This is a genomic window from Streptomyces sclerotialus (assembly GCF_040907265.1).
GTDB classification, from domain to species: domain Bacteria; phylum Actinomycetota; class Actinomycetes; order Streptomycetales; family Streptomycetaceae; genus Streptomyces; species Streptomyces sclerotialus.
Genome location: NZ_JBFOHP010000002.1, coordinates 3,808,996 through 3,832,829, shown reverse-complemented (window position 1 = coordinate 3,832,829; position 23,834 = coordinate 3,808,996). Strand labels below are relative to the sequence as shown.

At 70.4% G+C, this 23,834-nt stretch carries 28 protein-coding genes; 24 read left to right on the top strand and 4 right to left on the bottom strand.

From position 1 onward, the window contains the following. Nucleotide 1 precedes the first annotated feature (1 nt). The 15 genes from rplR to truA all read left to right on the top strand — a co-directional run bounded on the left by rplR (nt 2) and on the right by truA (nt 9,926). Nucleotides 2–385, top strand: coding sequence for a 50S ribosomal protein L18 (rplR, locus tag AAC944_RS16960; RefSeq protein ID WP_030262832.1), 384 nt, complete (start codon nt 2–4; stop codon nt 383–385). A gap of 46 nt (nt 386–431) precedes the next feature. After that, complete coding sequence (rpsE, locus tag AAC944_RS16955) at nt 432–1,037, top strand: 30S ribosomal protein S5 (RefSeq protein ID WP_030619914.1); 606 nt, start codon at nt 432–434, stop codon at nt 1,035–1,037. After that, nucleotides 1,037–1,216, top strand: coding sequence for a 50S ribosomal protein L30 (gene rpmD, locus AAC944_RS16950; protein WP_030619911.1), 180 nt, complete (start codon nt 1,037–1,039; stop codon nt 1,214–1,216). Before rpsE ends, rpmD begins: the two co-directional genes overlap by 1 nt. A gap of 1 nt (nt 1,217) precedes the next feature. After that, nucleotides 1,218–1,673 (top strand): 50S ribosomal protein L15, encoded by a 456-nt coding sequence (gene rplO / locus AAC944_RS16945; RefSeq protein WP_030619910.1) that lies wholly within the window; start codon nt 1,218–1,220, stop codon nt 1,671–1,673. 283 nt (nt 1,674–1,956) lie between these two features. Further along, complete coding sequence (gene secY / locus AAC944_RS16940; protein WP_030619907.1) at nt 1,957–3,270, top strand: preprotein translocase subunit SecY; 1,314 nt, start codon at nt 1,957–1,959, stop codon at nt 3,268–3,270. Then, on the top strand, nt 3,270–3,926 hold the full coding sequence (locus tag AAC944_RS16935; protein ID WP_030262847.1) for an adenylate kinase: 657 nt from the start codon (nt 3,270–3,272) through the stop codon (nt 3,924–3,926). The genes secY and AAC944_RS16935 overlap by 1 nt, the downstream gene beginning before the upstream one ends. 124 nt (nt 3,927–4,050) lie before the next feature. Then, a complete protein-coding gene (map, locus tag AAC944_RS16930) occupies nt 4,051–4,887 on the top strand; it encodes a type I methionyl aminopeptidase (RefSeq protein ID WP_030619904.1) in 837 nt (278 codons plus the stop codon). A 214-nt stretch (nt 4,888–5,101) separates the two neighbouring features. Next, entirely contained in the window at nt 5,102–5,323 is a 222-nt protein-coding gene (infA, locus tag AAC944_RS16925; protein WP_030262853.1) for a translation initiation factor IF-1, read from the top strand. Nucleotides 5,324–5,384: 61 nt separating this feature from the next. Next, nucleotides 5,385–5,498: a 50S ribosomal protein L36 gene (rpmJ, locus tag AAC944_RS16920; RefSeq protein WP_003956441.1), complete on the top strand. Its 114-nt coding sequence runs from the start codon at nt 5,385–5,387 to the stop codon at nt 5,496–5,498. 196 nt (nt 5,499–5,694) lie between these two features. After that, nucleotides 5,695–6,075 carry a 30S ribosomal protein S13 gene (rpsM, locus tag AAC944_RS16915; RefSeq protein WP_030262856.1) on the top strand — a complete coding sequence of 127 codons (381 nt, stop codon included), beginning with the start codon at nt 5,695–5,697 and terminating at the stop codon, nt 6,073–6,075. A gap of 100 nt (nt 6,076–6,175) precedes the next feature. Beyond that, a complete protein-coding gene (rpsK, locus tag AAC944_RS16910; protein ID WP_004571845.1) occupies nt 6,176–6,580 on the top strand; it encodes a 30S ribosomal protein S11 in 405 nt (134 codons plus the stop codon). A 30-nt stretch (nt 6,581–6,610) separates the two neighbouring features. Beyond that, entirely contained in the window at nt 6,611–7,237 is a 627-nt protein-coding gene (gene rpsD / locus AAC944_RS16905; protein ID WP_030619901.1) for a 30S ribosomal protein S4, read from the top strand. A gap of 152 nt (nt 7,238–7,389) precedes the next feature. Then, on the top strand, nt 7,390–8,412 hold the full coding sequence (locus AAC944_RS16900) for a DNA-directed RNA polymerase subunit alpha (RefSeq protein WP_003956430.1): 1,023 nt from the start codon (nt 7,390–7,392) through the stop codon (nt 8,410–8,412). Nucleotides 8,413–8,507: 95 nt separating this feature from the next. Beyond that, the gene (rplQ, locus tag AAC944_RS16895) at nt 8,508–9,002 is read left to right on the top strand and encodes a 50S ribosomal protein L17 (RefSeq protein ID WP_030619897.1); all 495 of its coding nucleotides are present in this window, start codon (nt 8,508–8,510) and stop codon (nt 9,000–9,002) included. Nucleotides 9,003–9,074: 72 nt separating this feature from the next. Further along, complete coding sequence (gene truA, locus AAC944_RS16890; RefSeq protein ID WP_030619893.1) at nt 9,075–9,926, top strand: tRNA pseudouridine(38-40) synthase TruA; 852 nt, start codon at nt 9,075–9,077, stop codon at nt 9,924–9,926. Nucleotides 9,927–9,972: 46 nt separating this feature from the next. On the opposite strand, the gene AAC944_RS16885 is transcribed toward truA, so the two are convergent. Continuing rightward, nucleotides 9,973–10,812 (bottom strand): hypothetical protein, encoded by an 840-nt coding sequence (locus AAC944_RS16885; protein WP_030619890.1) that lies wholly within the window; start codon nt 10,810–10,812, stop codon nt 9,973–9,975. Nucleotides 10,813–10,922: 110 nt separating this feature from the next. On the opposite strand from AAC944_RS16885, the gene AAC944_RS16880 reads away from it, so the two are divergent. The 5 genes from AAC944_RS16880 to glmM all read left to right on the top strand — a co-directional run bounded on the left by AAC944_RS16880 (nt 10,923) and on the right by glmM (nt 16,511). Next, nucleotides 10,923–12,551 carry an ABC-F family ATP-binding cassette domain-containing protein gene (locus AAC944_RS16880; RefSeq protein ID WP_030619887.1) on the top strand — a complete coding sequence of 543 codons (1,629 nt, stop codon included), beginning with the start codon at nt 10,923–10,925 and terminating at the stop codon, nt 12,549–12,551. A 23-nt stretch (nt 12,552–12,574) separates the two neighbouring features. After that, complete coding sequence (locus AAC944_RS16875) at nt 12,575–13,771, top strand: glycosyltransferase 87 family protein (RefSeq protein WP_030619884.1); 1,197 nt, start codon at nt 12,575–12,577, stop codon at nt 13,769–13,771. A 239-nt stretch (nt 13,772–14,010) separates the two neighbouring features. Then, the gene (gene rplM / locus AAC944_RS16870) at nt 14,011–14,454 is read left to right on the top strand and encodes a 50S ribosomal protein L13 (RefSeq protein WP_030619882.1); all 444 of its coding nucleotides are present in this window, start codon (nt 14,011–14,013) and stop codon (nt 14,452–14,454) included. Nucleotides 14,455–14,495: 41 nt separating this feature from the next. Next, entirely contained in the window at nt 14,496–14,999 is a 504-nt protein-coding gene (gene rpsI / locus AAC944_RS16865; protein ID WP_030619879.1) for a 30S ribosomal protein S9, read from the top strand. 153 nt (nt 15,000–15,152) lie between these two features. Beyond that, nucleotides 15,153–16,511: a phosphoglucosamine mutase gene (gene glmM / locus AAC944_RS16860; RefSeq protein WP_030619875.1), complete on the top strand. Its 1,359-nt coding sequence runs from the start codon at nt 15,153–15,155 to the stop codon at nt 16,509–16,511. A 10-nt stretch (nt 16,512–16,521) separates the two neighbouring features. Here the strand turns inward: glmM and AAC944_RS16855 are convergent, their stop codons facing one another. Together AAC944_RS16855 and coaA are read right to left on the bottom strand one after the other, a co-directional pair. After that, complete coding sequence (locus AAC944_RS16855) at nt 16,522–17,463, bottom strand: DUF389 domain-containing protein (RefSeq protein ID WP_030619871.1); 942 nt, start codon at nt 17,461–17,463, stop codon at nt 16,522–16,524. 20 nt (nt 17,464–17,483) lie between these two features. Further along, a complete protein-coding gene (gene coaA, locus AAC944_RS16850; RefSeq protein ID WP_030619868.1) occupies nt 17,484–18,473 on the bottom strand; it encodes a type I pantothenate kinase in 990 nt (329 codons plus the stop codon). Between the two features lie 140 nt (nt 18,474–18,613). Between coaA and AAC944_RS16845 the strand changes: the two genes are divergently transcribed. From AAC944_RS16845 to AAC944_RS16835, 3 genes are read left to right on the top strand one after another with little or no spacing between them, the layout of a single operon-like run. Then, nucleotides 18,614–18,877: a hypothetical protein gene (locus AAC944_RS16845; RefSeq protein ID WP_438272811.1), complete on the top strand. Its 264-nt coding sequence runs from the start codon at nt 18,614–18,616 to the stop codon at nt 18,875–18,877. 48 nt (nt 18,878–18,925) lie between these two features. Next, nucleotides 18,926–20,773: a glutamine--fructose-6-phosphate transaminase (isomerizing) gene (gene glmS / locus AAC944_RS16840; protein ID WP_030619862.1), complete on the top strand. Its 1,848-nt coding sequence runs from the start codon at nt 18,926–18,928 to the stop codon at nt 20,771–20,773. Then, entirely contained in the window at nt 20,770–21,138 is a 369-nt protein-coding gene (locus AAC944_RS16835) for a holo-ACP synthase (RefSeq protein ID WP_030619858.1), read from the top strand. The genes glmS and AAC944_RS16835 overlap by 4 nt, the downstream gene beginning before the upstream one ends. Before the next feature lie 153 nt (nt 21,139–21,291). Here AAC944_RS16835 and AAC944_RS16830 read toward each other — a convergent pair whose 3' ends face one another. Next, nucleotides 21,292–22,713, bottom strand: a complete 1,422-nt coding sequence (locus tag AAC944_RS16830; protein ID WP_030619856.1) for a bifunctional ADP-dependent NAD(P)H-hydrate dehydratase/NAD(P)H-hydrate epimerase — start codon at nt 22,711–22,713, stop codon at nt 21,292–21,294. A gap of 150 nt (nt 22,714–22,863) precedes the next feature. Between AAC944_RS16830 and AAC944_RS16825 the strand changes: the two genes are divergently transcribed. Then, complete coding sequence (locus tag AAC944_RS16825; RefSeq protein ID WP_051872112.1) at nt 22,864–23,829, top strand: L,D-transpeptidase family protein; 966 nt, start codon at nt 22,864–22,866, stop codon at nt 23,827–23,829. Nucleotides 23,830–23,834 lie beyond the last annotated feature (5 nt).

Genomic DNA, 23,834 nt, shown 5'->3' with positions numbered 1-23,834 from the left:
CATGGCATACGGTGTGAAGATCGCTAAGGGCGACGCCTACAAGCGCGCCGCTGCGAAGCGTCGCCACATCCGCATCCGTAAGCGGATTTCGGGTACCCCGGAGCGTCCTCGTCTGGTCGTGACGCGGTCCAACCGTGGCATCACCGCCCAGGTCATCGACGACATCAAGGGCCACACCCTGGCCTCCGCTTCGACGCTGGACGCGTCGATCCGCGGTGGCGAGGGCGACAAGAGCGCGCAGGCGAAGCAGGTCGGCGCGCTGGTCGCCGAGCGTGCCAAGGCTGCCGGTGTCGAGGCCGTCGTGTTCGACCGTGGTGGCAAGCAGTACGCCGGGCGGATTGCCGCTCTGGCCGACGCCGCCCGCGAAGCCGGGCTGAAGTTCTGAGCCCCGGTTCCGTAGCTAGCGGACGTAACAGAGAGAGGTAATTCCAATGGCTGGACCCCAGCGCCGCGGTGGCGGCGCCGGTGGCGGCGAGCGGCGGGACCGTAAGGACCGGCGGGACGGCGGCGCAGCTGCCGAGAAGACCGCCTACGTCGAGCGTGTTGTCGCCATCAACCGTGTCGCCAAGGTTGTGAAGGGTGGTCGTCGCTTCAGCTTCACCGCGCTGGTCGTGGTGGGCGACGGTGACGGCACCGTGGGTGTCGGTTACGGCAAGGCCAAGGAGGTGCCGGCCGCCATCGCCAAGGGTGTTGAGGAGGCCAAGAAGCACTTCTTCAAGGTCCCCCGTATCGCCGGCACCATCCCGCACCCCATCCAGGGCGAGAAGGCCGCGGGCGTCGTCCTGCTCAAGCCTGCTTCCCCCGGTACCGGTGTGATCGCCGGTGGCCCGGTGCGCGCCGTGCTCGAGTGCGCCGGCATTCACGACGTGCTGAGCAAGTCGCTCGGTTCGTCGAACCCGATCAACATCGTGCACGCCACGGTGGAGGCGCTTCAGGGCCTGCAGCGGCCCGAGGAGATCGCCGCCCGTCGTGGTCTGCCGCTGGAGGACGTTGCTCCCGCCGCTCTGCTGCGGGCGCGTGCCGGGGTGAATGCGTAATGCGCATCAAGATCACCCAGACCAAGTCCTACATCGGTAGCAAGCAGAACCACCGTGACACGCTCCGTACGCTCGGCCTGAAGAAGCTGAACGACAGCGTCGTCCGGGAGGCCCGTCCCGAGGTCGTCGGCATGGTGCACACCGTGCGTCACCTCGTGACGGTCGAGGAGGTCGACTGACATGGCGGAGAACAACCCGCTGAAGGTCCACAACCTCCGTCCTGCCCCGGGTGCCAAGACCGCCAAGACCCGTGTCGGTCGTGGTGAGGCGTCCAAGGGTAAGACCGCTGGTCGTGGTACCAAGGGCACCAAGGCCCGTTACCAGGTTCCGGAGCGCTTCGAGGGTGGGCAGATGCCCCTCCACATGCGTCTCCCGAAGCTGAAGGGCTTCAAGAACCCCGCCCACAAGCAGTTCCAGGTCGTGAACCTGGAGAAGCTGGCCGCGCTGTACCCCGAGGGTGGCGAGGTCACGGTGGCCGACCTGGTCGCCAAGGGCGCGGTGCGCAACAACGAGCTCGTCAAGGTCCTGGGCCAGGGCGAGATCTCCGTGGCGCTGCAGGTGACGGTCGACGCCGTCTCCGGCTCCGCCAAGGAGAAGATCACTGCCGCCGGCGGCAGCGTCACCGAGCTGCTCTGACGCCGCTCTGACGCCGCTCCCGAGCGAGTGAATCAACTGACCGGGGATGCCCACGAATTGGGGCATCCCCGGTTGGTCGTTCCAAGGGGGGCATGGTCGCCGGTAAGGTGGCGTGCACTATTGCTGTACTTTCGCCGGGGGCTGTCGCATCAGGTGACTGATGTGACAGCCCGCGGAGGATACGCCGCGTGGCCGGGGGCCACGCGGTTTTCGGCCGCTCAGTATTCGTAGATCCTCAAGACCGTCACCTCTCGCCCACGAGGCGGGAGGCGCAGGAGGCACCGTGCTCACCGCGTTCGCCCGAGCGTTCAAGACGCCCGACCTGCGCAAGAAGCTGCTGTTCACGCTGGGCATCGTGCTGGTCTATCGGCTCGGGGCGCACGTACCGGTTCCGGGAGTGAACTACTCCAACGTCGAAGCCTGTATGAAGCAGGCCGGCTCCGGTAGTGGGCTTTTCGGCCTGGTGAACATGTTCAGCGGCGGCGCGCTGCTCAAGATCACCCTCTTCGCGCTGGGGATCATGCCGTACATCACGGCGAGCATCATCCTTCAGCTGCTCACCGTGGTGATCCCACGGCTGGAGGCCCTGAAGAAGGAGGGCCAGTCCGGGCAGGCGAAGATCACGCAGTACACCCGGTATCTCACCGTGGCGCTCGCGATCCTGCAGGGCACCGGCCTGGTGGCCACCGCCCGCAGCGGCGCGCTGTTCAGCACCTGCACCCTGCGCAACGAGATCATTCCCGACCCCGCGATCTTCACGACCATCACCATGGTCATCGTCATGACCGCCGGCACCGGCGTCGTCATGTGGCTCGGTGAGCTCATCACCGACCGTGGCATCGGCAACGGCATGTCGATCCTGATGTTCATCTCGATCGCCTCCGGCTTCCCGGCCGCGCTGTGGCAGATCAAGGTCTCCGGCAAGCTGGCCGACGGCTGGATCGAATTCGGTTCCGTCATCGCCATCGGGCTCGTGATGATCGCGCTGGTGGTCTTCGTCGAGCAGGCCCAGCGCCGTATTCCCGTGCAGTACGCCAAGCGGATGATCGGGCGTCGTTCCTACGGAGGAACGTCCACCTATATCCCGCTCAAGGTGAACCAGGCAGGTGTGATTCCTGTCATTTTCGCGTCGTCGCTGCTCTACATTCCTGCGCTGATCGCGCAGTTCAGCGGCTCGAAGGCGGGCTGGGCCACGTGGCTTCAGACACACTTCCAGCGTGGAGATGGCCCGGTTTACATCGTTACGTACTTCCTGCTGATCGTCTTCTTCGCGTTCTTCTACGTCGCCATCTCCTTCAACCCCGAAGAAGTTGCCGACAACATGAAGAAGTATGGTGGCTTCATCCCGGGTATCCGGGCTGGTCGCCCGACGGCCGAGTACCTCAGCTACGTGCTCAACCGGATCACGTGGCCGGGCTCGCTGTACCTGGGTCTCATCGCGCTGGTGCCAACGGTGGCTCTGGTGCTCTTCAACGCGGACCAGAACTTCCCGTTCGGCGGGACGAGCATCCTGATCATCGTGGGTGTGGGTCTGGAGACCGTGAAGCAGATCGAGAGCCAGCTTCAGCAGCGTAACTACGAAGGGTTCCTCCGCTGATGCGAATCGTCCTCGTCGGTCCTCCTGGGGCAGGCAAGGGTACGCAGGCTGCGTACCTCGCCGAGAACCTCGCGATCCCGCACATCTCCACGGGCGACCTGTTCCGAGCCAACATCAGCCAGGGCACGCCCCTCGGGCTCGAGGCCAAGTCGTACATGGACGCGGGGAACCTGGTGCCCGACGAGGTCACCATCGGGATGGCACGCGACCGGATGAACCAGCCCGACGCCGCGAACGGCTTCCTGCTGGACGGCTTCCCGCGGAACGTCTCGCAGGCCGAGGCGCTGGACGAGGCCCTCAAGGACGACAGCGTGCAGCTGGACGCCGTCCTGGACCTGGAGGTCCCCGAGGACGAGGTGGTCAAGCGCATCGCCGGCCGCCGCATCTGCCGCAAGGACTCCGGCCATGTCTTCCACGTGGCCTACAACCCGCCGAAGCAGGAGGGCGTCTGCGACGTCTGCGGCGGCGAGCTGTACCAGCGCGACGACGACCGTGAGGACACCGTCCGCAACCGGCTCGAGGTCTACCACACGCAGACCGAGCCGATCATCGACTACTACCGCGCGCAGGGCCTCGTGACCACCATCTCGGCGATGGGCAAGGTCCAGGACGTCACCGCGCGTGCGATGGCGGCGCTGGACCGCGAGGCCGCGTAACAGCGCACGCACTCTCCGATACGGCCGTGGTCCCCGGCAGGGGCGCCACGGCCGTATCGTATACGGCGGCCTGCCGGGCCGCCATATGTTCGAACGTCGTCGGTTCAGGAAGGCGCAGGCCACCATGGTGGAGATCAAGACCCCCGAGCAGATCGCGAAGATGCGCGAGGCGGGGCTGGTCGTCGCCGCGATCCACGCCGCGACCCGCGAGGTGGCGGTCCCCGGCGCCACCACCAAGGATCTGGACGACGCCGCGCGCAAGGTGCTGGCCGAGCACGGCGCCAAGTCGAACTTCCTCGGCTACGGCGGCTTCCCCGCGACGATCTGCACGTCGGTGAACGACGTGGTCGTGCACGGCATCCCCTCCGCCGACACCGTCCTGCAGAACGGCGACATCATCTCCATCGACTGCGGCGCGATCGTCGACGGCTGGCACGGTGACGCCGCGTACACGGCGTTCGTCGGGTCCGGTCACTCCGCGGAGCTGATCGAGCTCAGCCGGGTGACCGAGGAGTCGATGTGGGCCGGTATCGCCGCGGTCCGCAAGGGCAACCGCCTGGTCGACATCTCCAAGGCCATCGAGGGCTACATCAAGCGCCAGCCGCGCCCCTCGTCCGGCAAGTACGGCATCGTCGAGGACTACGGCGGCCACGGCATCGGGTCGCAGATGCACATGGACCCGCACCTGCTGAACTACGTCGACCGCAAGCGCGGCCGCGGCCCCAAGCTCGTCCCCGGCTTCTGCATCGCCATCGAGCCGATGGTCAACCTCGGCACCGCCAAGACCCACGTCCTCGAGGACGACTGGACCGTGAAGTCGAACGACGGCGGCTGGTCCTCCCACTGGGAGCACTCCGTCGCCCTGACCGAGCAGGGCCCGCTGGTCCTGACCTGCCCCGACGGCGGCAAGGCCAAGCTCGCCGAGTACGGCATCGAGGCCGCGCCGGATCCGCTGGCGTGAGTGCGGTGAAGAGGGGGTGGGTATCGAAACCGTCCCCGCCCCGGCTGCGTAACGATCTACGAGGCTGGGCAATAATCGTGGATTCGTCTTTTCGTGTGCACTGACGTAGACTGACGCGTCGGCTCTCGTGCATCCGCATGCCTGCGTCCCCGGACGTGGGAATCGGGTGAACCCGACGAGAGTTGATCAAGGTAGCCGATTCGAAGGGCGAAGCGTGGCCAAGAAGCAAGGTGCCATCGAGATCGAGGGCACCGTGATCGAGTCCCTGCCGAACGCGATGTTCAAGGTGGAGCTTCAGAACGGTCACCAGGTCCTCGCGCACATCAGCGGAAAGATGCGGATGCACTACATCCGTATCCTCCCGGATGACCGGGTCGTCGTGGAGCTTTCCCCGTACGACCTGACGCGTGGGCGGATCGTCTACCGCTACAAGTAGATCTTGCCGCTGCCCCGCTCCCGTGGGGCTTACGGCACTGACCCGGAGAACCTCACATCCCATGAAGGTCAAGCCGAGCGTCAAGAAGATCTGCGACAAGTGCAAGGTGATCCGCCGCCACGGCCGGGTCATGGTCATCTGCGACAACCTGCGCCACAAGCAGCGCCAGGGCTGACGCACGCCACCTGCATTTCCGCAGTTCTTCGCGCGACGCGAGCAACAGTTCATACGCAGAGCCCGTCCGGCCATGACGGCTGACGACACCTCCGGCGGGGGCCGGAGACCTGGCCGTACCACTGCTCCTCCGGGAGTGGTCGGCGGTCACGGAGCGGTTCTGTGGAAGACCCCCGATTCAACACAGGAGCCATTCGATGGCACGCGTTTCAGGTGTTGACATCCCGCGCGAAAAGCGCGTGGAGGTCGCCCTCACCTACGTCTTCGGCATCGGCCGCACGCTGGCGAAGCAGACCCTCGCCGCTGCCGGTGTCGACCCGAACACCCGCGTTCGTGACCTTCCCGAAGAGGACCTGGTCAAGATCCGCGAGTACGTGGACGCCAACCTCCAGACCGAGGGTGACCTCCGTCGCGAGATCCAGGCCGACATCCGCCGCAAGGTCGAGATCGGCTGCTACCAGGGTCTCCGTCACCGTCGCGGTCTGCCCGTCCACGGTCAGCGCACCAGCACGAACGCTCGCACCCGCAAGGGCCCGCGTCGCGCGATCGCCGGCAAGAAGAAGCCGGGCAAGAAGTAGTCCTCAGCGGACGCACTGCGGCTGACCGGGGGCGACTCCGGAAATCCGCAGAAGTTAGCGGTCTTCGCTGTAGGACCGACCACCTCCACGGGAGTAATTCATGCCTCCGAAGGGCCGTACGGCCGGCGCCAAGAAGGTGCGCCGCAAGGAGAAGAAGAACGTCGCCCACGGGCACGCTCACATCAAGAGCACGTTCAACAACACGATCGTTTCGATCACCGACCCCACCGGCAACGTGATTTCCTGGGCCTCGGCCGGTCACGTGGGCTTCAAGGGCTCGCGTAAGTCGACGCCGTTCGCCGCGCAGATGGCCGCCGAGTCGGCTGCCCGTCGCGCGCAGGAGCACGGCATGCGCAAGGTCGACGTCTTCGTCAAGGGTCCCGGCTCCGGCCGTGAGACCGCGATCCGCTCCCTCCAGGCCACCGGCCTCGAGGTCGGCTCGATCCAGGACGTCACGCCGACCCCGCACAACGGCTGCCGCCCGCCGAAGCGCCGCCGCGTCTGACGATCAGCTGAACTAGGAGACAACTAGACAATGGCGCGTTACACCGGGGCCGACTGCAAGCGTTGCCGTCGGGAGAAGCAGAAGCTCTTCCTCAAGGGGAGCAAGTGCGAGAGCGCGAAGTGCCCGATCGAGATCCGTCCTTACCCCCCGGGTGAGCACGGTCGCGGGCGCACCAAGGACAGCGAGTACCTGCTGCAGCTGCGGGAGAAGCAGAAGTGCAGCCGTATCTACGGTGTCCTTGAGAAGCAGTTCCTCGGGTACTACAAGGAAGCGAACCAGAAGACCGGCAAGACCGGTGAGAACCTGCTTCGCATCCTTGAGACCCGTCTGGACAACGTGGTCTACCGCGCGGGCTTCGCGAAGTCCCGCGACCACGCACGTCAGCTGGTCCGTCACGGACACATCAACGTGAACGGCCGCAAGACCGACATCCCGTCGGCCCGCGTCGCCGTGAACGACATCATCGAGGTCCGCGAGGGCTCCCGGAACCTGACCCCCTTCCAGGTGGCTCAGGCCGAGGCCGGCGAGAAGACCGTCCCGGCGTGGCTGGAGGCGATCCCCTCGAAGCTGCGGATCCTCGTGCACTCGCTGCCCGAGCGCCCGGTCATCGACACCCAGGTGCAGGAGCAGCTGATCGTCGAGCTCTACTCCAAGTAAGAGCTCGCCGCGGCCGGGTCCCCGTGGCCCGGCCCAGGGTGCTGTGGGCCGTACGACATGCGATTCCCTCGGATTCGTGGTCGTACGGCCCGTACCCTTGTCAGTACCGCGGGCGTCAAATAGCGGGCGCCCCAAACTGAAGGAACGAACACATGCTGATCGCTCAGCGTCCCTCGTTGACCGAAGAGGTCGTCGACGAGTACCGCTCCCGGTTCGTCATCGAGCCGCTGGAGCCGGGCTTCGGCTACACCCTCGGCAACTCCCTGCGTCGTACGCTCCTCTCCTCGATCCCGGGTGCGGCGGTCACGTCCATCCGCATCGACGGTGTCCTGCACGAGTTCACCACCGTGCCGGGCGTCAAGGAGGACGTCACCGACCTCATCCTGAACATCAAGCAGCTGGTCGTCTCCTCGGAGCACGACGAGCCGGTCGTGATGTACCTGCGCAAGCAGGGCCCCGGCCTGGTCACCGCCGCGGACATCGCGCCGCCGGCCGGTGTCGAGGTGCACAACCCCGACCTGGTCCTCGCCACGCTGAACGGCAAGGGCAAGCTGGAGATGGAGCTGACCGTCGAGCGCGGTCGCGGCTACGTCTCCGCGGTGCAGAACAAGCAGGTGGGCCAGGAGATCGGCCGTATCCCGGTCGACTCCATCTACAGCCCCGTGCTCAAGGTCACCTACAAGGTCGAGGCGACCCGTGTCGAGCAGCGCACCGACTTCGACAAGCTGATCGTCGACGTCGAGACCAAGCAGGCCATGCGCCCGCGCGACGCCATGGCGTCCGCCGGCAAGACCCTGGTCGAGCTGTTCGGTCTGGCCCGTGAGCTCAACATCGACGCCGAGGGCATCGACATGGGCCCGTCCCCGACGGACGCCGCCCTGGCCGCCGACCTGGCGCTGCCGATCGAGGAGCTGGAGCTCACGGTCCGCTCCTACAACTGCCTCAAGCGCGAGGGCATCCACTCCGTGGGTGAGCTCGTCGCCCGCTCCGAGGCCGACCTGCTCGACATCCGCAACTTCGGTGCGAAGTCGATCGACGAGGTCAAGGCGAAGCTGGCCGGCATGGGCCTGGCCCTGAAGGACTCGCCCCCCGGGTTCGACCCGACCGCCGCGGCGGACGCCTTCGGCGCCGACGACGACGCGGACGCCGGGTTCGTCGAGACCGAGCAGTACTGAGCCGACCGGCTCAGCGACACTTCCGGCGGGCGTCCGCTCGTCGGTAACTGACACCGGTACCTGACACGGCCGGTGCAGACAGAAGGAGAAACACCATGCCGCGTCCCGCCAAGGGAGCCCGTCTGGGCGGCAGCGCTTCGCACGAGCGTCTGATGCTGGCGAACCTCGCGACCGCGCTCTTCGAGCACGGCCGCATCACCACGACCGAGGCCAAGGCCCGCCGCCTGCGCCCGGTCGCGGAGAAGCTGGTCACCAAGGCGAAGAAGGGCGACCTTCACAACCGCCGTCTGGTGCTCCAGACCATCCGTGACAAGAGCGTCGTGCACACGCTCTTCACGGAGATCGCGCCGCGCTTCGCGGAGCGTCCGGGTGGCTACACCCGCATCACCAAGATCGGCAACCGTCGTGGCGACAACGCCCCGATGGCGGTCATCGAGCTGGTCGAGGGCGAGATCGCCAAGAAGGCCACCGTTGCCGAGGCCGAGGCCGCGACCAAGCGCGCGGTGAAGGAGGCCGACGAGGCCGCCAAGGCCGAGGACACCAAGGACGAGGCCGCCGAGGCCCCGGCCGAGGAGTCCAAGGACGCCTGAGCCTGACCAAGGCCGTTGAACGGGCCCGTTCCCCTCGGGGAGCGGGCCCGTTCTCCTTGAGAGGATGGTCGCGTGAGCGATGAGGTGGAGCCCGGGTACGTACGGGTGCGGCTGGATCTTTCGTACGACGGAAAAGACTTCTCCGGGTGGGCCAAGCAGCGGGAGCGGCGGACGGTCCAGGGGGAGATCGAGGACGCGCTGCGGACGGTGATGCGCGCTTCGGAGACGTACGAGCTGACCGTGGCCGGCCGGACGGACGCCGGGGTGCATGCCCGGGGCCAGGTGGCCCATGTCGACCTGCCGCAGGAGCTGTGGGCCGAGCACGGCGACAAGCTGCGGCGGCGGCTCGCCGGGCGGCTGCCGAAGGACGTACGCGTCTGGCGCGTGAGCGAGGCGCCCGCAGGCTTCAACGCGCGGTTCTCGGCGATCTGGCGCCGGTACGCGTACCGGGTCACCGACCACCCCGGCGGCGTCGACCCGCTGCTGCGCGGGCACGTGCTCTGGCACGACTGGGACCTGGACGTCGCGGCGATGAACGCGGCGTCGGAGCCGCTGCTGGGCGAGCACGACTTCGCGGCGTACTGCAAGCGGCGCGAGGGCGCGACGACCATCCGTACGCTGCAGGAGCTGAGCTGGGAGCGGGGCGCCGACGGGATCGTCACGGCGACCGTGCGCGCCGACGCGTTCTGCCACAACATGGTGCGGTCGCTGGTGGGCGCGCTGCTGTTCGTCGGGGACGGGCACCGGCCCGTGGAGTGGCCGGGCAAGGTGCTCGCGGCGGGGGTGCGGGACTCGGCGGTGCACGTCGTACGGCCGCACGGGCTGACCCTGGAGGAGGTCGGCTACCCGGCCGACGAACTGCTGGCCGCCCGCAACAAGGAGGCACGCAACAGGCGGACCCTGCCGGGCGCCGGCTGCTGCTGAGACGCGGCGGGAAGCGGGCGGGGCCGGGCGCCCCGCCCGCCGCCGCTCAGTTCTGCAGCTGCTTCTTCGCGGCCGCGTCGGCCTGGTCGCGGCCGCGCTGCATGATGCGGCCCCAGGCGTAGGCGGCGCCGTCCCGGCCGGCCTGGAGGGCCTGGGTCTCGCTCGTGGTGACGGCCTTGCCGTTGAGGTAGCCGGAGATCGTGAAGTACGCGTACCGGCCGGTCGCGTTGACCGAGGTCCGGCAGGCGGTGGCCTGGCAGAACGGGGCGACCTTGCCGCCGGCGAGCGCCGCGAGGTTGGGCTTGTACTCCTCCTTCACCGCGGCCGCGGCGGCCTTGGTGTCGAACCGGGCGACGCCGACGGTCACCGCCACGCCGTCCCGGGAGAAGGTGGCGCGCAGCAGTTTCTCGCAACCGTGCTTCTTCAGCACCGGGCCGAGGCCGCCCTGGGCGACGCTCGTGCAGCTGTCGGTGGAGCTGGTCGTGGCCTTCGGGTAGGTCCGGCCGCCGGCCGTCAGCTGCTTATCGGGGAAGAGCGAGGCGGCGGTGAGCGGCGCGGTGTCCTTCTTGGCGTCGCTGATGTACTCCATCGGGTCCGGCGGCGGCGGGACCGAGACGTCGGAGAAGGTCGGCTTGGGGTCGGCCGGTTCGTCGGGGAGCTTCTCGGGCGAGGGCAGCGCGGACGGTGTGCCGCTGCCGTTACTGGTGATCACCGCGGTGGCGACGATGCCGGCCACCGCGAGGGTGGCCAGGGCGCCACCGCCGATCAGGAGCCAGCGCTTGCGCTTGCTGCGCGCCTCGCTCTCTTCCGCCAGCGCGGCCCAGTCCGGAGTGGACGACGGACCGGATCCCCCGGGGCCGTACGGCCCCCCATCCCCAAAGCTCATGGCGCGCATCCTAGTGCGCACAGGTCACAGAAGGACTTCGGGTGCCGGGCCGGGCGGTGCCCGGGAAACCCGTTTGTCCCGTGTGGTGCCGCGGGCCGAGAATTTCCCGCATGGGACATGTGGAGGCGGGACATCTGGAGTACTACCTGCCCGACGGGCGGGTGCTGCTGGGCGATGTGTCCTTCCGGGTGGGGGAAGGCGCCACGGTCGCGCTGGTCGGGGCGAACGGGGCGGGCAAGACGACGCTGCTGCGGCTGATCGCGGGCGAGCTGAAGCCCGACGGGGGATCGGTCACGGTCGGTGGCGGCCTCGGTGTGATGCCGCAGTTCGTGGGCTCGGTGCGGGACGAGCGGACGGTCCGGGACCTGCTGGTGTCGGTGGCCCGGCCCGAGATCCGTACCGCCGCCGAGGCCGTGGACCGGGCCGAGCTGGCGGTCATGGAGCGGGACGACGAGGCGGCGCAGCTCCAGTACGCGCAGGCGCTCTCCGACTGGGCCGAGGTGCGGGGGTACGAGGCCGAGACGCTCTGGGACATGTGCACCATGGCCGCGCTGGGCGTGCCGTACGAGAAGGCGCAGTGGCGCCAGGTGCGGACCCTCTCGGGCGGCGAGCAGAAGCGGCTCGTGCTGGAGTCGCTGCTCCGGGGCACCGACGAGGTGCTGCTGCTGGACGAGCCGGACAACTACCTGGACGTGCCCGGCAAGCGCTGGCTGGAGGAGCAGCTGCGCGAGACGAAGAAGACGGTGCTGTTCATCTCGCACGACCGGGAGCTGCTGGCCCGTTCGGCGGAGAAGATCGTCAGCGTCGAGCCGGGGGTCGCCGGGAGCGACGTGTGGGTGCACGGCGGGGGCTTCGCGACGTACCACGAGGCCCGCAAGGAGCGGTTCGCGCGCTTCGAGGAGCTGCGGCGGCGCTGGGACGAGGAGCTCGCCAAGCTCAAGCGGCTGGTGCACATGTACAAACAGAAGGCGGCCTTCAACTCCGACATGGCCTCCCGGCTCCAGGCGGCCAGGACGCGGCTGCAGAAGTTCGAGGAGGCGGGCCCGCCGATGGAGCCGCCGCGCGAGCAGGACATCCGGATGCGGCTGCGCGGCGGGCGTACCGGCGTACGGGCCGTGACCTGCGAAAACCTTGAGCTGACCGGTCTGATGAAGCCCTTCTCGCTGGAGGTCTTCTACGGCGAGCGGGTGGCGGTACTGGGCTCCAACGGCTCGGGCAAGTCGCACTTCCTGCGGCTGCTGGCGGGGGACTCCGAGAAGCCCGTGGCGCACACGGGCACGTGGAAGCTGGGCGCCCGCGTCGTCCCCGGCCACTTCGCGCAGAACCATGCGCACCCGGAGCTGGAGGGCCGCACGCTCCTGGACATCCTGTGGAAGGAGCACGCCAAGGACCGCGGGCAGGCGATGAGCGCGCTGCGCCGGTACGAGCTGGAGCGCCAGGCCGAGCAGCGCTTCGACCGGCTCTCCGGCGGCCAGCAGGCCCGCCTGCAGATCCTGCTGCTGGAGCTGGCGGGCGCGACGGCGCTGCTGCTGGACGAGCCGACGGACAACCTGGACCTGGAGAGCGCGGAGGCGCTGCAGGAGGGGCTGGAGGCGTACGAGGGGACGGTGCTGGCGGTGACGCACGACCGCTGGTTCGCCCGCTCCTTCGACCGGTACCTGGTCTTCGGCGCGGACGGCCGGGTACGGGAGACGGCGGAGCCGGTGTGGGACGAGCGGCGGGTCGAGCGGAAGCGGTGACCCGGGGGTTCTAGGGTGGCCGCGTGGCAGCGGCGGACGAAGCGGGGCGAACGGGACAGTCACCCCGGGTGGCGTGGCTGCTGCGGCCCGCTCCCTGGCCGCTGCGGGCCGTCGCCGCCGGGCTGACGGCCGCGGTGGTCGTGGCGACCGTCCGGCGCGGCGGCCACCTCGGCATGGACAACGCCTTCGCGGTGAAGGCGGCGCGGGCGCTGCTGGACGGCGGTGCTCCGTACGCCGACGAGCGGTTCCTCTACCTGCCGGGTGCGGTGCTCGCCGCGGTGCCCGAGGCGCTGCTGCCCGGGCGGTGGCTGCCGTGGCTGGTGCCGGCGGCCGGGGTCGGCCTCGTCCTGCTGGGCTGGGTCCTGAGCCTGCGGCTCTTCGGCGTCCGGGCGGACAGCCGGCTCGCGGTGCTGGCCGTGGCCGCGCTGCCGTTCTTCCAGCCGTTCCGCAATCTCGTGACGCTGGGTAACTGGACGCTCTCCTCCGTGGTCGCGCTGCCCCTCGCGCTGCTGCTGGTCCGCCGTGCGCGGTGGGCGGCGGCGGGTGCGGTCATCGGGTGCGCGCTGGCCGTGAAGCCGATGCTGCTGCCCGTCCTGCTGCTGTTCGTCCTCGCCCGCCGCTGGGGCGCGCTGGCCGCCGCGCTCGCCGTGCCGCTGGCCGCCTCCGTGGCGGCGGCGCTGATGATGCCGCGGCCCGGCATGTTCCTCACCCGTACGCTGCCGTTCCTCCTCCGCGGCCAGGACGCCTTCGCGCGGCCGTACGACGCCTCGCTCGGGGCGGTGCTGACCAGGCTCGGCGTGCCGGCCGCCACGGCCTTCGGGCTGGCGGCGGTGGCGGCCGCCGCCGGTGCGGTCTGCGCGTACCTGCGCTGGCGGCGCGGGGACGACGGGCCGCTCCGGCTCGTCGAGACCGCGGCGATGCTGCTGCTCGCGGCCTTCCTGGTGTCCCGGCCGGCCTTCGACCACTACCTGCTGGTGGTGCTGGGGCCGCTGCTCGCCTCGGCCGTGCTGCCCGGCTCCGTGCCCCGTACGGTGTGGTTCTGGGCCGCTCTCGTGCCGCAGGTCGCCGGGCTGGACTGGCCGTACCTGGAGGACGTCCGGCGGCGGGCCTTCAAGGACGCGGCGATGCTGTGGACGCTCGCCGCCGTGGTCGCCTCTGCCTGTCTGCGCCGTCCGGGCGGGCGTGGCGCGGACCGGTCCCCGGTGCCCGGCGCGTTTTGACCCGCCTGGGGGAGGCCCGGTATTCTGCCAGTTCGTTATGCGTATTGGTCTGCTCTATCTCACGTGAGGGGCCCTTACGCCGGTCCACCGGGCCGATGACCGGCGGCGTGCTCCGGGTTGCGTCACCCGTGAAGCGTCCATGCCGGTCCGTCGACCGTGGTGGCCTTGTACAAGGACCCGTCTCCCTGTGCCCTCGCGGGCCCGGGGTGACCCACGACTGAAGAAGCGAAGGCTAAGACGTGCGTACGTTCAGCCCCAAGCCCGGCGACGTCCAGCGCCAGTGGCACATCATTGACGCGCAGGACGTTGTCCTGGGCCGTCTGGCATCTCAGGCCGCGTCCCTCCTGCGGGGCAAGCACAAGCCGGTCTACGCCCCTCACGTTGACACCGGTGACTTCGTCATCATCATCAACGCCGACAAGGTGCACCTGTCCGGCAACAAGCGCTCGCAGAAGATGGCGTACCGCCACTCCGGCTTCCCGGGTGGTCTGCGCTCCGTCCGCTACGACGAGCTGCTCGACAAGAACCCCGAGAAGGCTGTCGAGAAGGCCATCAAGGGCATGCTCCCCAAGAACACCCTGGGCCGTCAGATGCTCTCGAAGCTGAAGGTCTACGCGGGCGCCGAGCACCCGCACGCTGCTCAGCAGCCGGTCCCGTTCGAGATCACCCAGGTCGCGCAGTAAGTCCGGCCACCCCCTAAGACGAAGAGAATCTGAGGAGCATCGTGGCTGAGACCACCGCCGAGACCCCGCTCGAGGTCGAGGAGTACACCACCGAGACCGAGGCGCCGCTGGAGGGTGAGTACACCTCCGAGTCCCTCGCCTCCCGCTTCGGTGACCCGCAGCCGGCCGCCGGCCTGGGCCGCCGCAAGAACGCCATCGCCCGCGTCCGGATCATCCCGGGCACCGGCCAGTGGAAGATCAACGGTCGCACCCTCGAGGGTTACTTCCCGAACAAGGTGCACCAGCAGGAAGTCAACGAGCCCTTCAAGGTGCTCGAGCTCGACAACCGCTACGACGTTGTCGCCCGCATCTCCGGCGGCGGCATCTCCGGCCAGGCCGGCGCGCTGCGCCTGGGCGTGGCCCGTGCGCTGAACGAGGCGGACGTCGAGAACAACCGCGGCCCGCTGAAGAAGGCCGGCTTCCTGAAGCGCGACGACCGTGCGGTCGAGCGCAAGAAGGCCGGTCTCAAGAAGGCCCGCAAGGCGCCGCAGTACAGCAAGCGCTAATTGCCGCTTGCTGCGATGCGCAGCCGCTTGGAACGCCCCGGTGGCACTTCTCGTGCCGCCGGGGCGTTCGGCTATCCGGGACCAGATAGGCGTATACCTGTACGTAACCGGTCATAACGGTCTGGTCCAAGCGAAATGACTCGGAGGACACCAGTGGGACGACTCTTCGGCACGGACGGGGTGCGCGGTGTCGCCAATGCGGACCTGACGGCGGAGCTGGCGCTCGGGCTGTCGGTCGCTGCGGCGCATGTTCTGGCGGAAGCTGGGACCTTTGACGATCATCGGCCGGTGGCCGTGGTCGGGCGCGATCCGCGGGCGTCGGGGGAGTTCCTGGAGTCCGCCGTGGTGGCGGGGCTGGCCAGCGCGGGCGTCGACGTGCTGCGGGTGGGCGTGCTGCCGACCCCGGCGGTGGCGTACCTCACCGGCGCGCTCGGCGCCGACCTGGGCGTGATGCTCTCCGCCAGCCACAACCCGATGCCTGACAACGGCATCAAGTTCTTCGCGCGGGGCGGGCACAAGCTCGCCGACGAGCTGGAGGACCGGATCGAGAGCAGGTACCGCGGGCACGCCTCCGGTGAGCCGTGGGACCGGCCGACCGGCGCGGGCGTGGGCCGGGTCAGGGACTACGCCGAGGGCTTCGACAACTACGTCGCGCACCTGGTCGGCGTGCTGCCGAACCGGCTGGACGGCCTGAAGATCGTCATCGACGGGGCGCACGGCGCCGCCGCCCGGGTCTCGCCCGAGGCGTTCGCGCGGGCCGGCGCCGAGGTCGTCACGATCGGCACCGACCCCGACGGCCTGAACATCAACGACGGCTGCGGCTCCACCCACCTGGACAAGCTGCGGGCCGCCGTCGTCGAGCACGGCGCGGACCTGGGTGTCGCGCACGACGGCGACGCGGACCGCTGCCTGGCCGTGGACCACGAGGGCAACGAGGTCGACGGCGACCAGATCCTCGCCGTGCTCGCGCTGGGCATGCGGGACGCGGGCACGCTGCGGCAGAACACCGTGGTCGCCACCGTCATGTCCAATCTGGGCTTCAAGCTGGCGCTGGAGCGCGAGGGCATCGAGCTGGTGCGTACCGCGGTCGGCGACCGGTACGTCCTGGAGGAGATGAAGGCCCGCGGCTTCGCGCTGGGCGGCGAGCAGTCCGGGCACGTCATCGTGCTGGACCACGCCACGACCGGCGACGGCACGCTGACCGGCCTGATGCTGGCGGCGCGGGTCGCGGCGACCGGCCGGACGCTGGCCGAGCTGGCGGGCGTCATGGAGCGGCTGCCGCAGGTCCTGATCAACGTCCCGGACGTGGACAAGTCCCGGGTGACGACCTCCGCCGAACTGTCGGCCGCGGTGACCGACGCGGAGCGGGAGCTGGGCGCGACCGGCCGGGTGCTGCTGCGCTCCTCCGGTACGGAGCCGCTGGTGCGGGTCATGGTCGAGGCCGCCGACCTGGAGCAGGCGCGCGCCGTCGCGGGCCGGCTGGCCGACGTGGTGAAGTCGGCGCTGGGCTGACCCGGGGCCGTCAGGCCTGCCGGCCGGCGCGCCGGCGCTGCCTGGCCCAGAAGTACCTCTGGGCCAGCAGCGTCAGCGTGCCGGCCACGACGATGCCGAGGAGGTTCAGCAGCAGCTGCTTGCTGGAGCCCCAGGTCTGGCCGTAGTCGCGGTAGAGGAAGGCCACCGCGGCGTTGGCGGCCGCCGGTACGGTCGTCACCGAGATCGCGACGCCGACCAGCGCGCCGGACTTCGCCGAGGTCAGCGAGAGCGTGCCGGCGATGCCCGCGAGGAACGCCACCACGAAGGACATCGGGTCCGGCTGCCAGATGAAGGACGTGTTGGGCCGGTCGGCCTCGACCTGGTGGAAGCTGAAGAGGCCCATCTGATCCATCAGGTAGCTGAAGCCGACGGTGAGGATCATCGCCAGCGCGAAGCCCGCGATCAGCGCGTACAGCGACCGCCAGACGAGCCGCGGGGCGCGCTGCACCAGCGCCGTGCAGACCCCGGCGAGCGGGCCGAACTCCGGCCCGACCGCCATCGCGCCCACGATGAGCACCGCGTTGTCCAGCACCACGCCGCACGCCGCGAGCATCGTCGCCAGCGCCAGGAAGGCGACGTAGGTGACGGTGAGGGTGGACTCCTCGTGCGTGACGCCCCGCAGCTGTTCCCACAGGACCGCGTCCGCGCCCTCGCCCGGCGCGTCCTCCTCGGCCCGCGCCGCGCGGGTGGACAGCGACAGGTCGATGTCCTCGACGGTGATCGCCCCGCACTGATCGATGCCGCGCTCGCGCAGCGCCGCCAGTACCTCGTCGCCGGCCTCCCGGGCGACGTCGCAGGTGATGACGTCGCCGGCCGGGTCGCGGGCGGCGCCGGCCAGGACGACCAGGTGGGTGGTGCCGACCGTGCGTGCGAGCAGGTCGGTCACCTCGTCCGTACGGCCGGCCGGGACGATCAGGCGCAGGTGCAGCACGGTGGTATCCCTCGGGAGCGTCAGAGTTTGCGCAGCGAGAGCCGCTGCACCTTGTGGTCGGGACCCTTGCGGAGCACGAGGTTCGCGCGCCCGCGGGTCGGTGCCACATTCTGCTCCAGGTTCGGCTGGTTGATGTTGCGCCAGTTCTTCCGCGCGTACTCCATCGCCTCCTCCTCCGGCACCTGGGCGTACTTGCGGAAGAAGGAGAACGGGTTCTGGAACGCGGTCTCCCGCAGCTTCCGGAACCGGCGGTAGTACCACTGCTCGATGTCCTCGGTGCGGGCGTCCACGTACACCGAGAAGTCGAAGAAGTCGGCGAGGCCGAGCCGGGTGCGGCCGTCCTTGCCGGGCAGCGCGGGCTGCAGCACGTTCAGGCCCTCGACGATGAGGATGTCGGGGCGGTGCACGGTCAGCCGCTCGCCGGGGACGATGTCGTAGATGAGGTGGGAGTAGACCGGGGCCGTGACCTCGGCCTTGCCGGACTTCACGTTGGCCACGAAGCGGGTCAGGGCGCGCCGGTCGTAGGACTCGGGGAAGCCCTTCCGGGACATCAGGCCGCGCCGGTGCAGCTCGGCGTTGGGCAGCAGGAAACCGTCGGTGGTCACCAGCTCCACCCGCGGGTGGTCGGGCCAGCGGGCCAGCAGCGCCTGGAGGAGGCGGGCCGTGGTGGACTTGCCGACCGCGACGCTGCCCGCGACGCCGATCACGAACGGGGTGCCCTCCTGGGCGCCGTGGCCCTCCCGGTCGCCGAGGAAGGTGTTCAGGGCGCCGCGGAGGTTGCTGGTGGCCCCGAAGTAGAGGTTCAGGAGCCGGGAGAGCGGCAGGTAGACGTCGCGTACCTCGTCCAGGTCGATGACGTCGCCCAGACCGCGCAGCCGCTCGACCTCTTCGGCGCTCAGCGGGAGGGGGGTCTTCTCGCGCAGGGCGCTCCACTCCGCGCGGGTCATGTCGACGTACGGCGTGGCGTCGGCGCGGCGTCGTTGCTGCGGCTGCTCTGTCGTCATGGGCACGTCGCCCATTGTCCGCAGCCGTCCGCCGCGGCTCATCCCGGGGGGTGGCGGAATACCGCATGTCTATACCAATCAGATATTCCCCGGTACCGTCCGAAGGCGGGGGAACGCGTCAGTTTCCGCGTCGCGAGGAAATGGGGGTGAGCAGGGTGACACGCCTGCTCGATTACGTACGGCAGCGCCAGCGGAGAGCCGGCGCGGACGAGGTGTGGATCCCGGAACAGGGCGGGCACGCCGGTCTCGTACAGAGCGAACTGGCCGCCGAACTGCCCGAGGAGGACCTGGGGGAGGAGCTGACGGACTGCCTGGTCCTGTACGAGATGGGCAGCAAACCGCGTTGCGAGGAGGTGGAATTCCTCGATCTGGTCCAGGAGGCCATCGACCGCGTCGAGCGCGGGCATTGACGCGTACGGTACGCAGGCAATGATCTCCGTGCGCCGTAGGCTGCCTCCATGTGCGGAATCGTGGGATACGTGGGCGGGCAGTCGGCCCTGGACGTCGTACTGGCCGGACTGAAGCGGCTGGAGTACCGCGGCTACGACTCGGCCGGCGTGGCCGTTCTGGCCGACGGCGGCCTGGCGGCGGCGAAGAAGGCCGGCAAGCTCGCCAACCTGGAGAAGGAACTGGCCGCGCGCCCGCTGCCGGCCGGCAGCACGGGCATCGGGCACACCCGGTGGGCCACGCACGGCGGCCCCACCGACGCCAACGCCCATCCTCACCTGGACAACGCCGGGCGGGTCTCGGTCGTGCACAACGGCATCATCGAGAACTTCGCCGCGCTGCGCGCCGAACTGACCGACCGCGGCCACGAGCTGGCCTCCGAGACGGACACCGAGGTGGTCGCCCACCTGCTGGCGGAGTCCTTCTCCTCCTGCGGCGACCTCGCCGAAGCGATGCGGCAGGTCTGCCGCCGGCTGGAGGGGGCCTTCACCCTCGTGGCGGTGCACGCCGACGCGCCGGACGTGGTGGTCGGCGCGCGCCGGAACTCCCCGCTGGTCGTCGGCCTCGGCGAGGACGAGGCGTTCCTCGCCTCCGACGTGGCCGCCTTCATCGCGCACACCCGGGAGGCCGTCGAGCTGGGCCAGGACCAGGTCGTCGAGGTACGCCGGGACGGCGTCCAGGTCACCGACTTCGAGGGCCGCCCGGCGGAGGTGCGCCCGTACCACGTGGACTGGGACGCCTCGGCCGCCGAGAAGGGCGGCTACGACTACTTCATGCTCAAGGAGATCGCCGAGCAGCCCAAGGCCGTCGCGGACACCCTCCTCGGGCGGATCGGCGCGGACGGGCGGCTCTCGCTGGACGAGGTGCGCATCCCGGACGGGGTGCTGCGGGAGGCGCAGAAGGTCGTCATCGTGGCGTGCGGCACGGCCTTCCACGCGGGTCTGATCGCCAAGTACGCCATCGAGCACTGGACGCGCATCCCGTGCGAGGTGGAGCTGGCGAGCGAGTTCCGTTACCGCGACCCGATCCTGGACCACCGCACGCTCGTCGTCGCGATCTCCCAGTCCGGCGAGACGATGGACACCCTGATGGCGCTGCGGCACGCCCGTGAGCAGGGCGCGAAGGTGCTCGCCATCTGCAACACCAACGGCTCGACCATCCCGCGCGAGTCCGACGCGGTGCTCTACACGCACGCCGGGCCCGAGGTGGCCGTCGCCTCCACCAAGGCGTTCCTCACCCAGCTGGTCGCCTGCTACCTGGTCGCGCTGTACCTGGGCCAGGTGCGCGGCACGAAGTGGGGCGACGAGATCCAGGCCGTGGTGAAGGAGCTGGCCGAGATCGGCACCCAGGTGGACGAGGTGCTGGGCACGATGGAGCCGGTACGGGAGCTGGCCCGCGGCCTCGCGGACAAGAACACCGTGCTCTTCCTCGGCCGCCACGTGGGCCACCCGGTGGCCCTGGAGGGCGCGCTGAAGCTCAAGGAGCTGGCGTACATGCACGCCGAGGGGTTCGCGGCGGGCGAGCTGAAGCACGGGCCGATCGCGCTGATCGAGGAGGACCTGCCGGTGGTGGTGATCGTGCCGTCGCCGCGCGGGCGGTCCGTCCTGCACGACAAGATCGTCTCCAACATCCAGGAGATCCGGGCCCGCGGCGCCCGCACCATCGTCATCGCCGAGGAGGGCGACGAGACGGTCGTGCCGTACGCCGACCACCTGGTCCGCATCCCCGTGACGCCGACCCTGCTCCAGCCGCTGGTGGCCACCGTGCCGCTCCAGGTCTTCGCCTGCGAGCTGGCCACGGCCCGCGGCAACGAGGTCGACCAGCCCCGCAACCTCGCCAAGTCGGTGACCGTCGAATGATCATCGGGGTCGGCATCGACGTCGCCGAGATCGACCGGTTCGCCGCGGCCCTGGAGCGCACGCCCCAGATGCTGGACCGGCTCTTCGTCGACAGCGAGCGGTACCTGCCCGGCGGCGAGCCGCGCGGCGTCGCCTCCCTCGCGGCCCGATTCGCCGCGAAGGAGGCACTGGCCAAGGCGCTGGGCGCGCCGCGCGGCCTGCACTGGACGGACGCCGAGGTGTACGTCGAGGAGAGCGGGCAGCCCCGGCTCCGGGTGTCCGGCACCGTGGCGGCGGCCGCCCAGGAGCGGGGTGTGCAGTCCTGGCACGTCTCGCTCAGCCATGACGCGGGCGTGGCCTCGGCGGTGGTGATCGCGGAGGGGTGAGCCACCCCTCCGCTGAGGGGCGGGGCGGAGCGCGCCGCGGGGGGCGCGCCCGGTGGTCTTCCGCAGGCGCGTCGTGGCTGGTCGCGCCCGCGGGGCGGAGCCGCATATCGACACGCCCCGCGCCCCTGACGGGGCGCTGCCGTCGGTCAGCCGTCAGGCGGAGGCTACCGACCGCCACGTCTCGGGCAGCGCCGCCGCCACGTCGCACGCGGTCAGTGGCGTACCCGCGGACGCCGCCTGACGCGCCGCCAGGCCGTGCAGGTACGCGCCCGCCGACGCCGCGTCCCGGGGCGCCAGGCCGGTCGCCAGCAGCGCACCGGCCACCCCCGAGAGCACGTCCCCGCTGCCCGCCGTGGCCAGCCAGCCCGTACCGGTCGGGTTGACGCGGACGGCCGCCCCCTCGGGGTCGGCGACCAGCGTCGAGGAGCCCTTCAGCAGGACCGTCGCGCCGTACCGGGCGGCCAGCTCCCGTACGGAGCGCAGCCGGGCCGACTCCACCTCCTCGCGGGCCGCGCCGAGCAGCGCGGCGGCCTCGCCCGCGTGCGGGGTGAGCAGCGTCGGCGCCGTACGGGACCGCACCCGTGCCGGGTCCAGATGGTGCAGCCCGTCCGCATCCACCAGTACCGGCACGTCGGAGTCCAGGACGTCCGCCATCGCCTCCTCGTTGTCGCCGAGCCCGGGGCCGATCACCCACGCCTGCACCCGCCCCGCCTTCGAGGGCGGGCCCGCGTGCACCAGCGTCTCCGGATGCGCCGCGATCACCGCGTCGGCACCGGGGCCCACGTACCGGACCGCGCCCGCGCCGCCGCGCAGCGCACCCGACACCGACAGCACCGCAGCGCCCGGATAGCGCGCCGAGCCCGCCACGACGCCCACCACGCCGCGCCGGTACTTGTCGCTGTCCGCCGCCGGGACGGGCAGCAGATCCGCCACGTCCGCGTGCTGCAGCGCCTCGACGTCCGGGGCCGGCAGCTCCAGACCGATGTCCACCAGGCGCAGCGCGCCCACGTACTCGCGCGCCGGATCGATCAGCAGCCCCGGCTTGTACGCGCCGAAGGTCACCGTCGCGTCGGCCCGTACGGCCGTCCCGTCGACCTCTCCGGTGTCCGCGTTCACGCCGCTCGGCAGGTCCACCGCGAGCACGGTCGTGCCGCGTGCCGCCTCGGCCAGCTCCGCCGCCTCCGGGCGCAGCCCGCCCTTGCCGCCGATGCCGACGATGCCGTCCACGACGAGGTCCGCGCGGGCGATGTCGGCACGCGGGTCGGCCGACACCCGGCCACCCGCCGCCCGGAGGGCCGCCAGACCGCCCTGGTGGGCCCGCTCCGGGGACAGCAGCACCGCGCGCACCCCGGCGCCCCGGCGGGCCAGCCGGGCGCCCGCGTACAGGGCGTCGCCGCCGTTGTCGCCGCTGCCCGCCAGCAGCACCACCCGGGACCCGTACACCCGGCCCAGGAGGTCCGCACAGGCCACCGCCAGGCCGGCGGCGGCCCGCTGCATCAGGGCGCCGTCCGGCAGCCGCGCCATCAGGTCCCGCTCCGCCGCCCGCACCTTCTCCACGCTGTAAGCAGTCCTCATGCCCCCAGTCTCACCCGACGGGCCGCGGCCACGCCGTCCGGCGCCGCCGCGCACGGCGGGAGCCCCCGCCCGGCCGAAAATCCCGCTCGCCAGGGCGAACCTGGCCCCCGCCGCGGGGCGCGGGACCCCGGCCACGGCACACGTACCCTCATGAACCGTTACTTCTCCACCCTCCTGGCCACGGCCACGGGCACCGCCACCCTGCTGGGCCTCGCGGCCGTCCCCGGGGCCGCCGCCGGTGACCCCGAGCCGCAGAAGCCGCACGTCTACACCGTGTCCGAGCTCGTCCCCGGCGTCCCCAACAGCGCGCAGCCGAAGGACACGCCCGACCAGACGTACGAGTCGATGCCGTCGGCCACCGGGAAGCCCGCCGCGGCCCCGCCCGGCGCACCGGAGGCCGACGGCCCCCGTGCCGACACCGGTGACGTGTCGGTGGAGTACGTGCCGCCCGCCGAGGTCCTGCGTGCCCCGGCCGGTACCCAGGCCGCCGCGCCGGCGGACCCGGCCTGCACCACCTCCACCGGCCCCTTCCAGAAGCAGGTGGAGCGGTACCTGAAGCGGCCGGTGGACGGCAAGCAGTCGCCGGCGGACTGCAAGGCCATCAGCGCCTTCCAGAAGAAGGAGAACATCAGTCCGGCCAACGGCTTCACCGGCCCGGCCACCTGGGGCACCATCCGGCTCCTCCAGGCCAAGGCCGATCCCAACAAGGAGGGCCGCTGTCCCGTGCCCCGGATGCGCAAGCAGGGCGAGCACTGGGCACCCCGTGTGGCCTGCGTCGACCTGCCGCGCCAGATCATGTGGGTGCAGAACCACGACAAGGTGATCTTCGGGCCGGTCGCCGTCCGCAGCGGACGCGCCGGTTACCCCACCCGTCCCGGAGCGCACAAGGTCTACCTGCGCAACCGCCACCACCACTCCACGATCTACAACTCCCCGATGCCGTACTCCCAGTTCTTCGACGGCGGCCAGGCGTTCCACGGCATCTCCGGCAACATCTACAGCCCGCCCGGCTCGTACGGCTGCGTGAACATGCGGATGCCGCACGCGGCGAAGCTGTGGAAGACCCTCAGGAACGGCGACGGCGTCTTCGTCTGGGGCCGCAAACCGGCCGCGTGACCTCG

Bases quoted from the DNA above. Each gene is read 5' to 3' on its own strand.
- AAC944_RS16825 (WP_051872112.1), top strand. From the start codon at position 22,864: ATGAACCGTTACTTCTCCACCCTCCTGGCCACGGCCACGGGCACCGCC.
- AAC944_RS16830 (WP_030619856.1), bottom strand. From the start codon at position 22,713: ATGAGGACTGCTTACAGCGTGGAGAAGGTGCGGGCGGCGGAGCGGGAC.
- rplQ (WP_030619897.1), top strand. From the start codon at position 8,508: ATGCCGCGTCCCGCCAAGGGAGCCCGTCTGGGCGGCAGCGCTTCGCAC.
- rpsD (WP_030619901.1), top strand. From the start codon at position 6,611: ATGGCGCGTTACACCGGGGCCGACTGCAAGCGTTGCCGTCGGGAGAAG.
- AAC944_RS16900 (WP_003956430.1), top strand. From the start codon at position 7,390: ATGCTGATCGCTCAGCGTCCCTCGTTGACCGAAGAGGTCGTCGACGAG.
- AAC944_RS16835 (WP_030619858.1), top strand. From the start codon at position 20,770: ATGATCATCGGGGTCGGCATCGACGTCGCCGAGATCGACCGGTTCGCC.
- rplO (WP_030619910.1), top strand. From the start codon at position 1,218: ATGGCGGAGAACAACCCGCTGAAGGTCCACAACCTCCGTCCTGCCCCG.
- rpsK (WP_004571845.1), top strand. From the start codon at position 6,176: ATGCCTCCGAAGGGCCGTACGGCCGGCGCCAAGAAGGTGCGCCGCAAG.
- map (WP_030619904.1), top strand. From the start codon at position 4,051: ATGGTGGAGATCAAGACCCCCGAGCAGATCGCGAAGATGCGCGAGGCG.
- rpsM (WP_030262856.1), top strand. From the start codon at position 5,695: ATGGCACGCGTTTCAGGTGTTGACATCCCGCGCGAAAAGCGCGTGGAG.
- rpsE (WP_030619914.1), top strand. From the start codon at position 432: ATGGCTGGACCCCAGCGCCGCGGTGGCGGCGCCGGTGGCGGCGAGCGG.
- glmS (WP_030619862.1), top strand. From the start codon at position 18,926: ATGTGCGGAATCGTGGGATACGTGGGCGGGCAGTCGGCCCTGGACGTC.
- AAC944_RS16885 (WP_030619890.1), bottom strand. From the start codon at position 10,812: ATGAGCTTTGGGGATGGGGGGCCGTACGGCCCCGGGGGATCCGGTCCG.
- rplR (WP_030262832.1), top strand. From the start codon at position 2: ATGGCATACGGTGTGAAGATCGCTAAGGGCGACGCCTACAAGCGCGCC.
- AAC944_RS16880 (WP_030619887.1), top strand. From the start codon at position 10,923: ATGGGACATGTGGAGGCGGGACATCTGGAGTACTACCTGCCCGACGGG.
- AAC944_RS16935 (WP_030262847.1), top strand. From the start codon at position 3,270: ATGCGAATCGTCCTCGTCGGTCCTCCTGGGGCAGGCAAGGGTACGCAG.
- rpmD (WP_030619911.1), top strand. From the start codon at position 1,037: ATGCGCATCAAGATCACCCAGACCAAGTCCTACATCGGTAGCAAGCAG.
- rpmJ (WP_003956441.1), top strand. From the start codon at position 5,385: ATGAAGGTCAAGCCGAGCGTCAAGAAGATCTGCGACAAGTGCAAGGTG.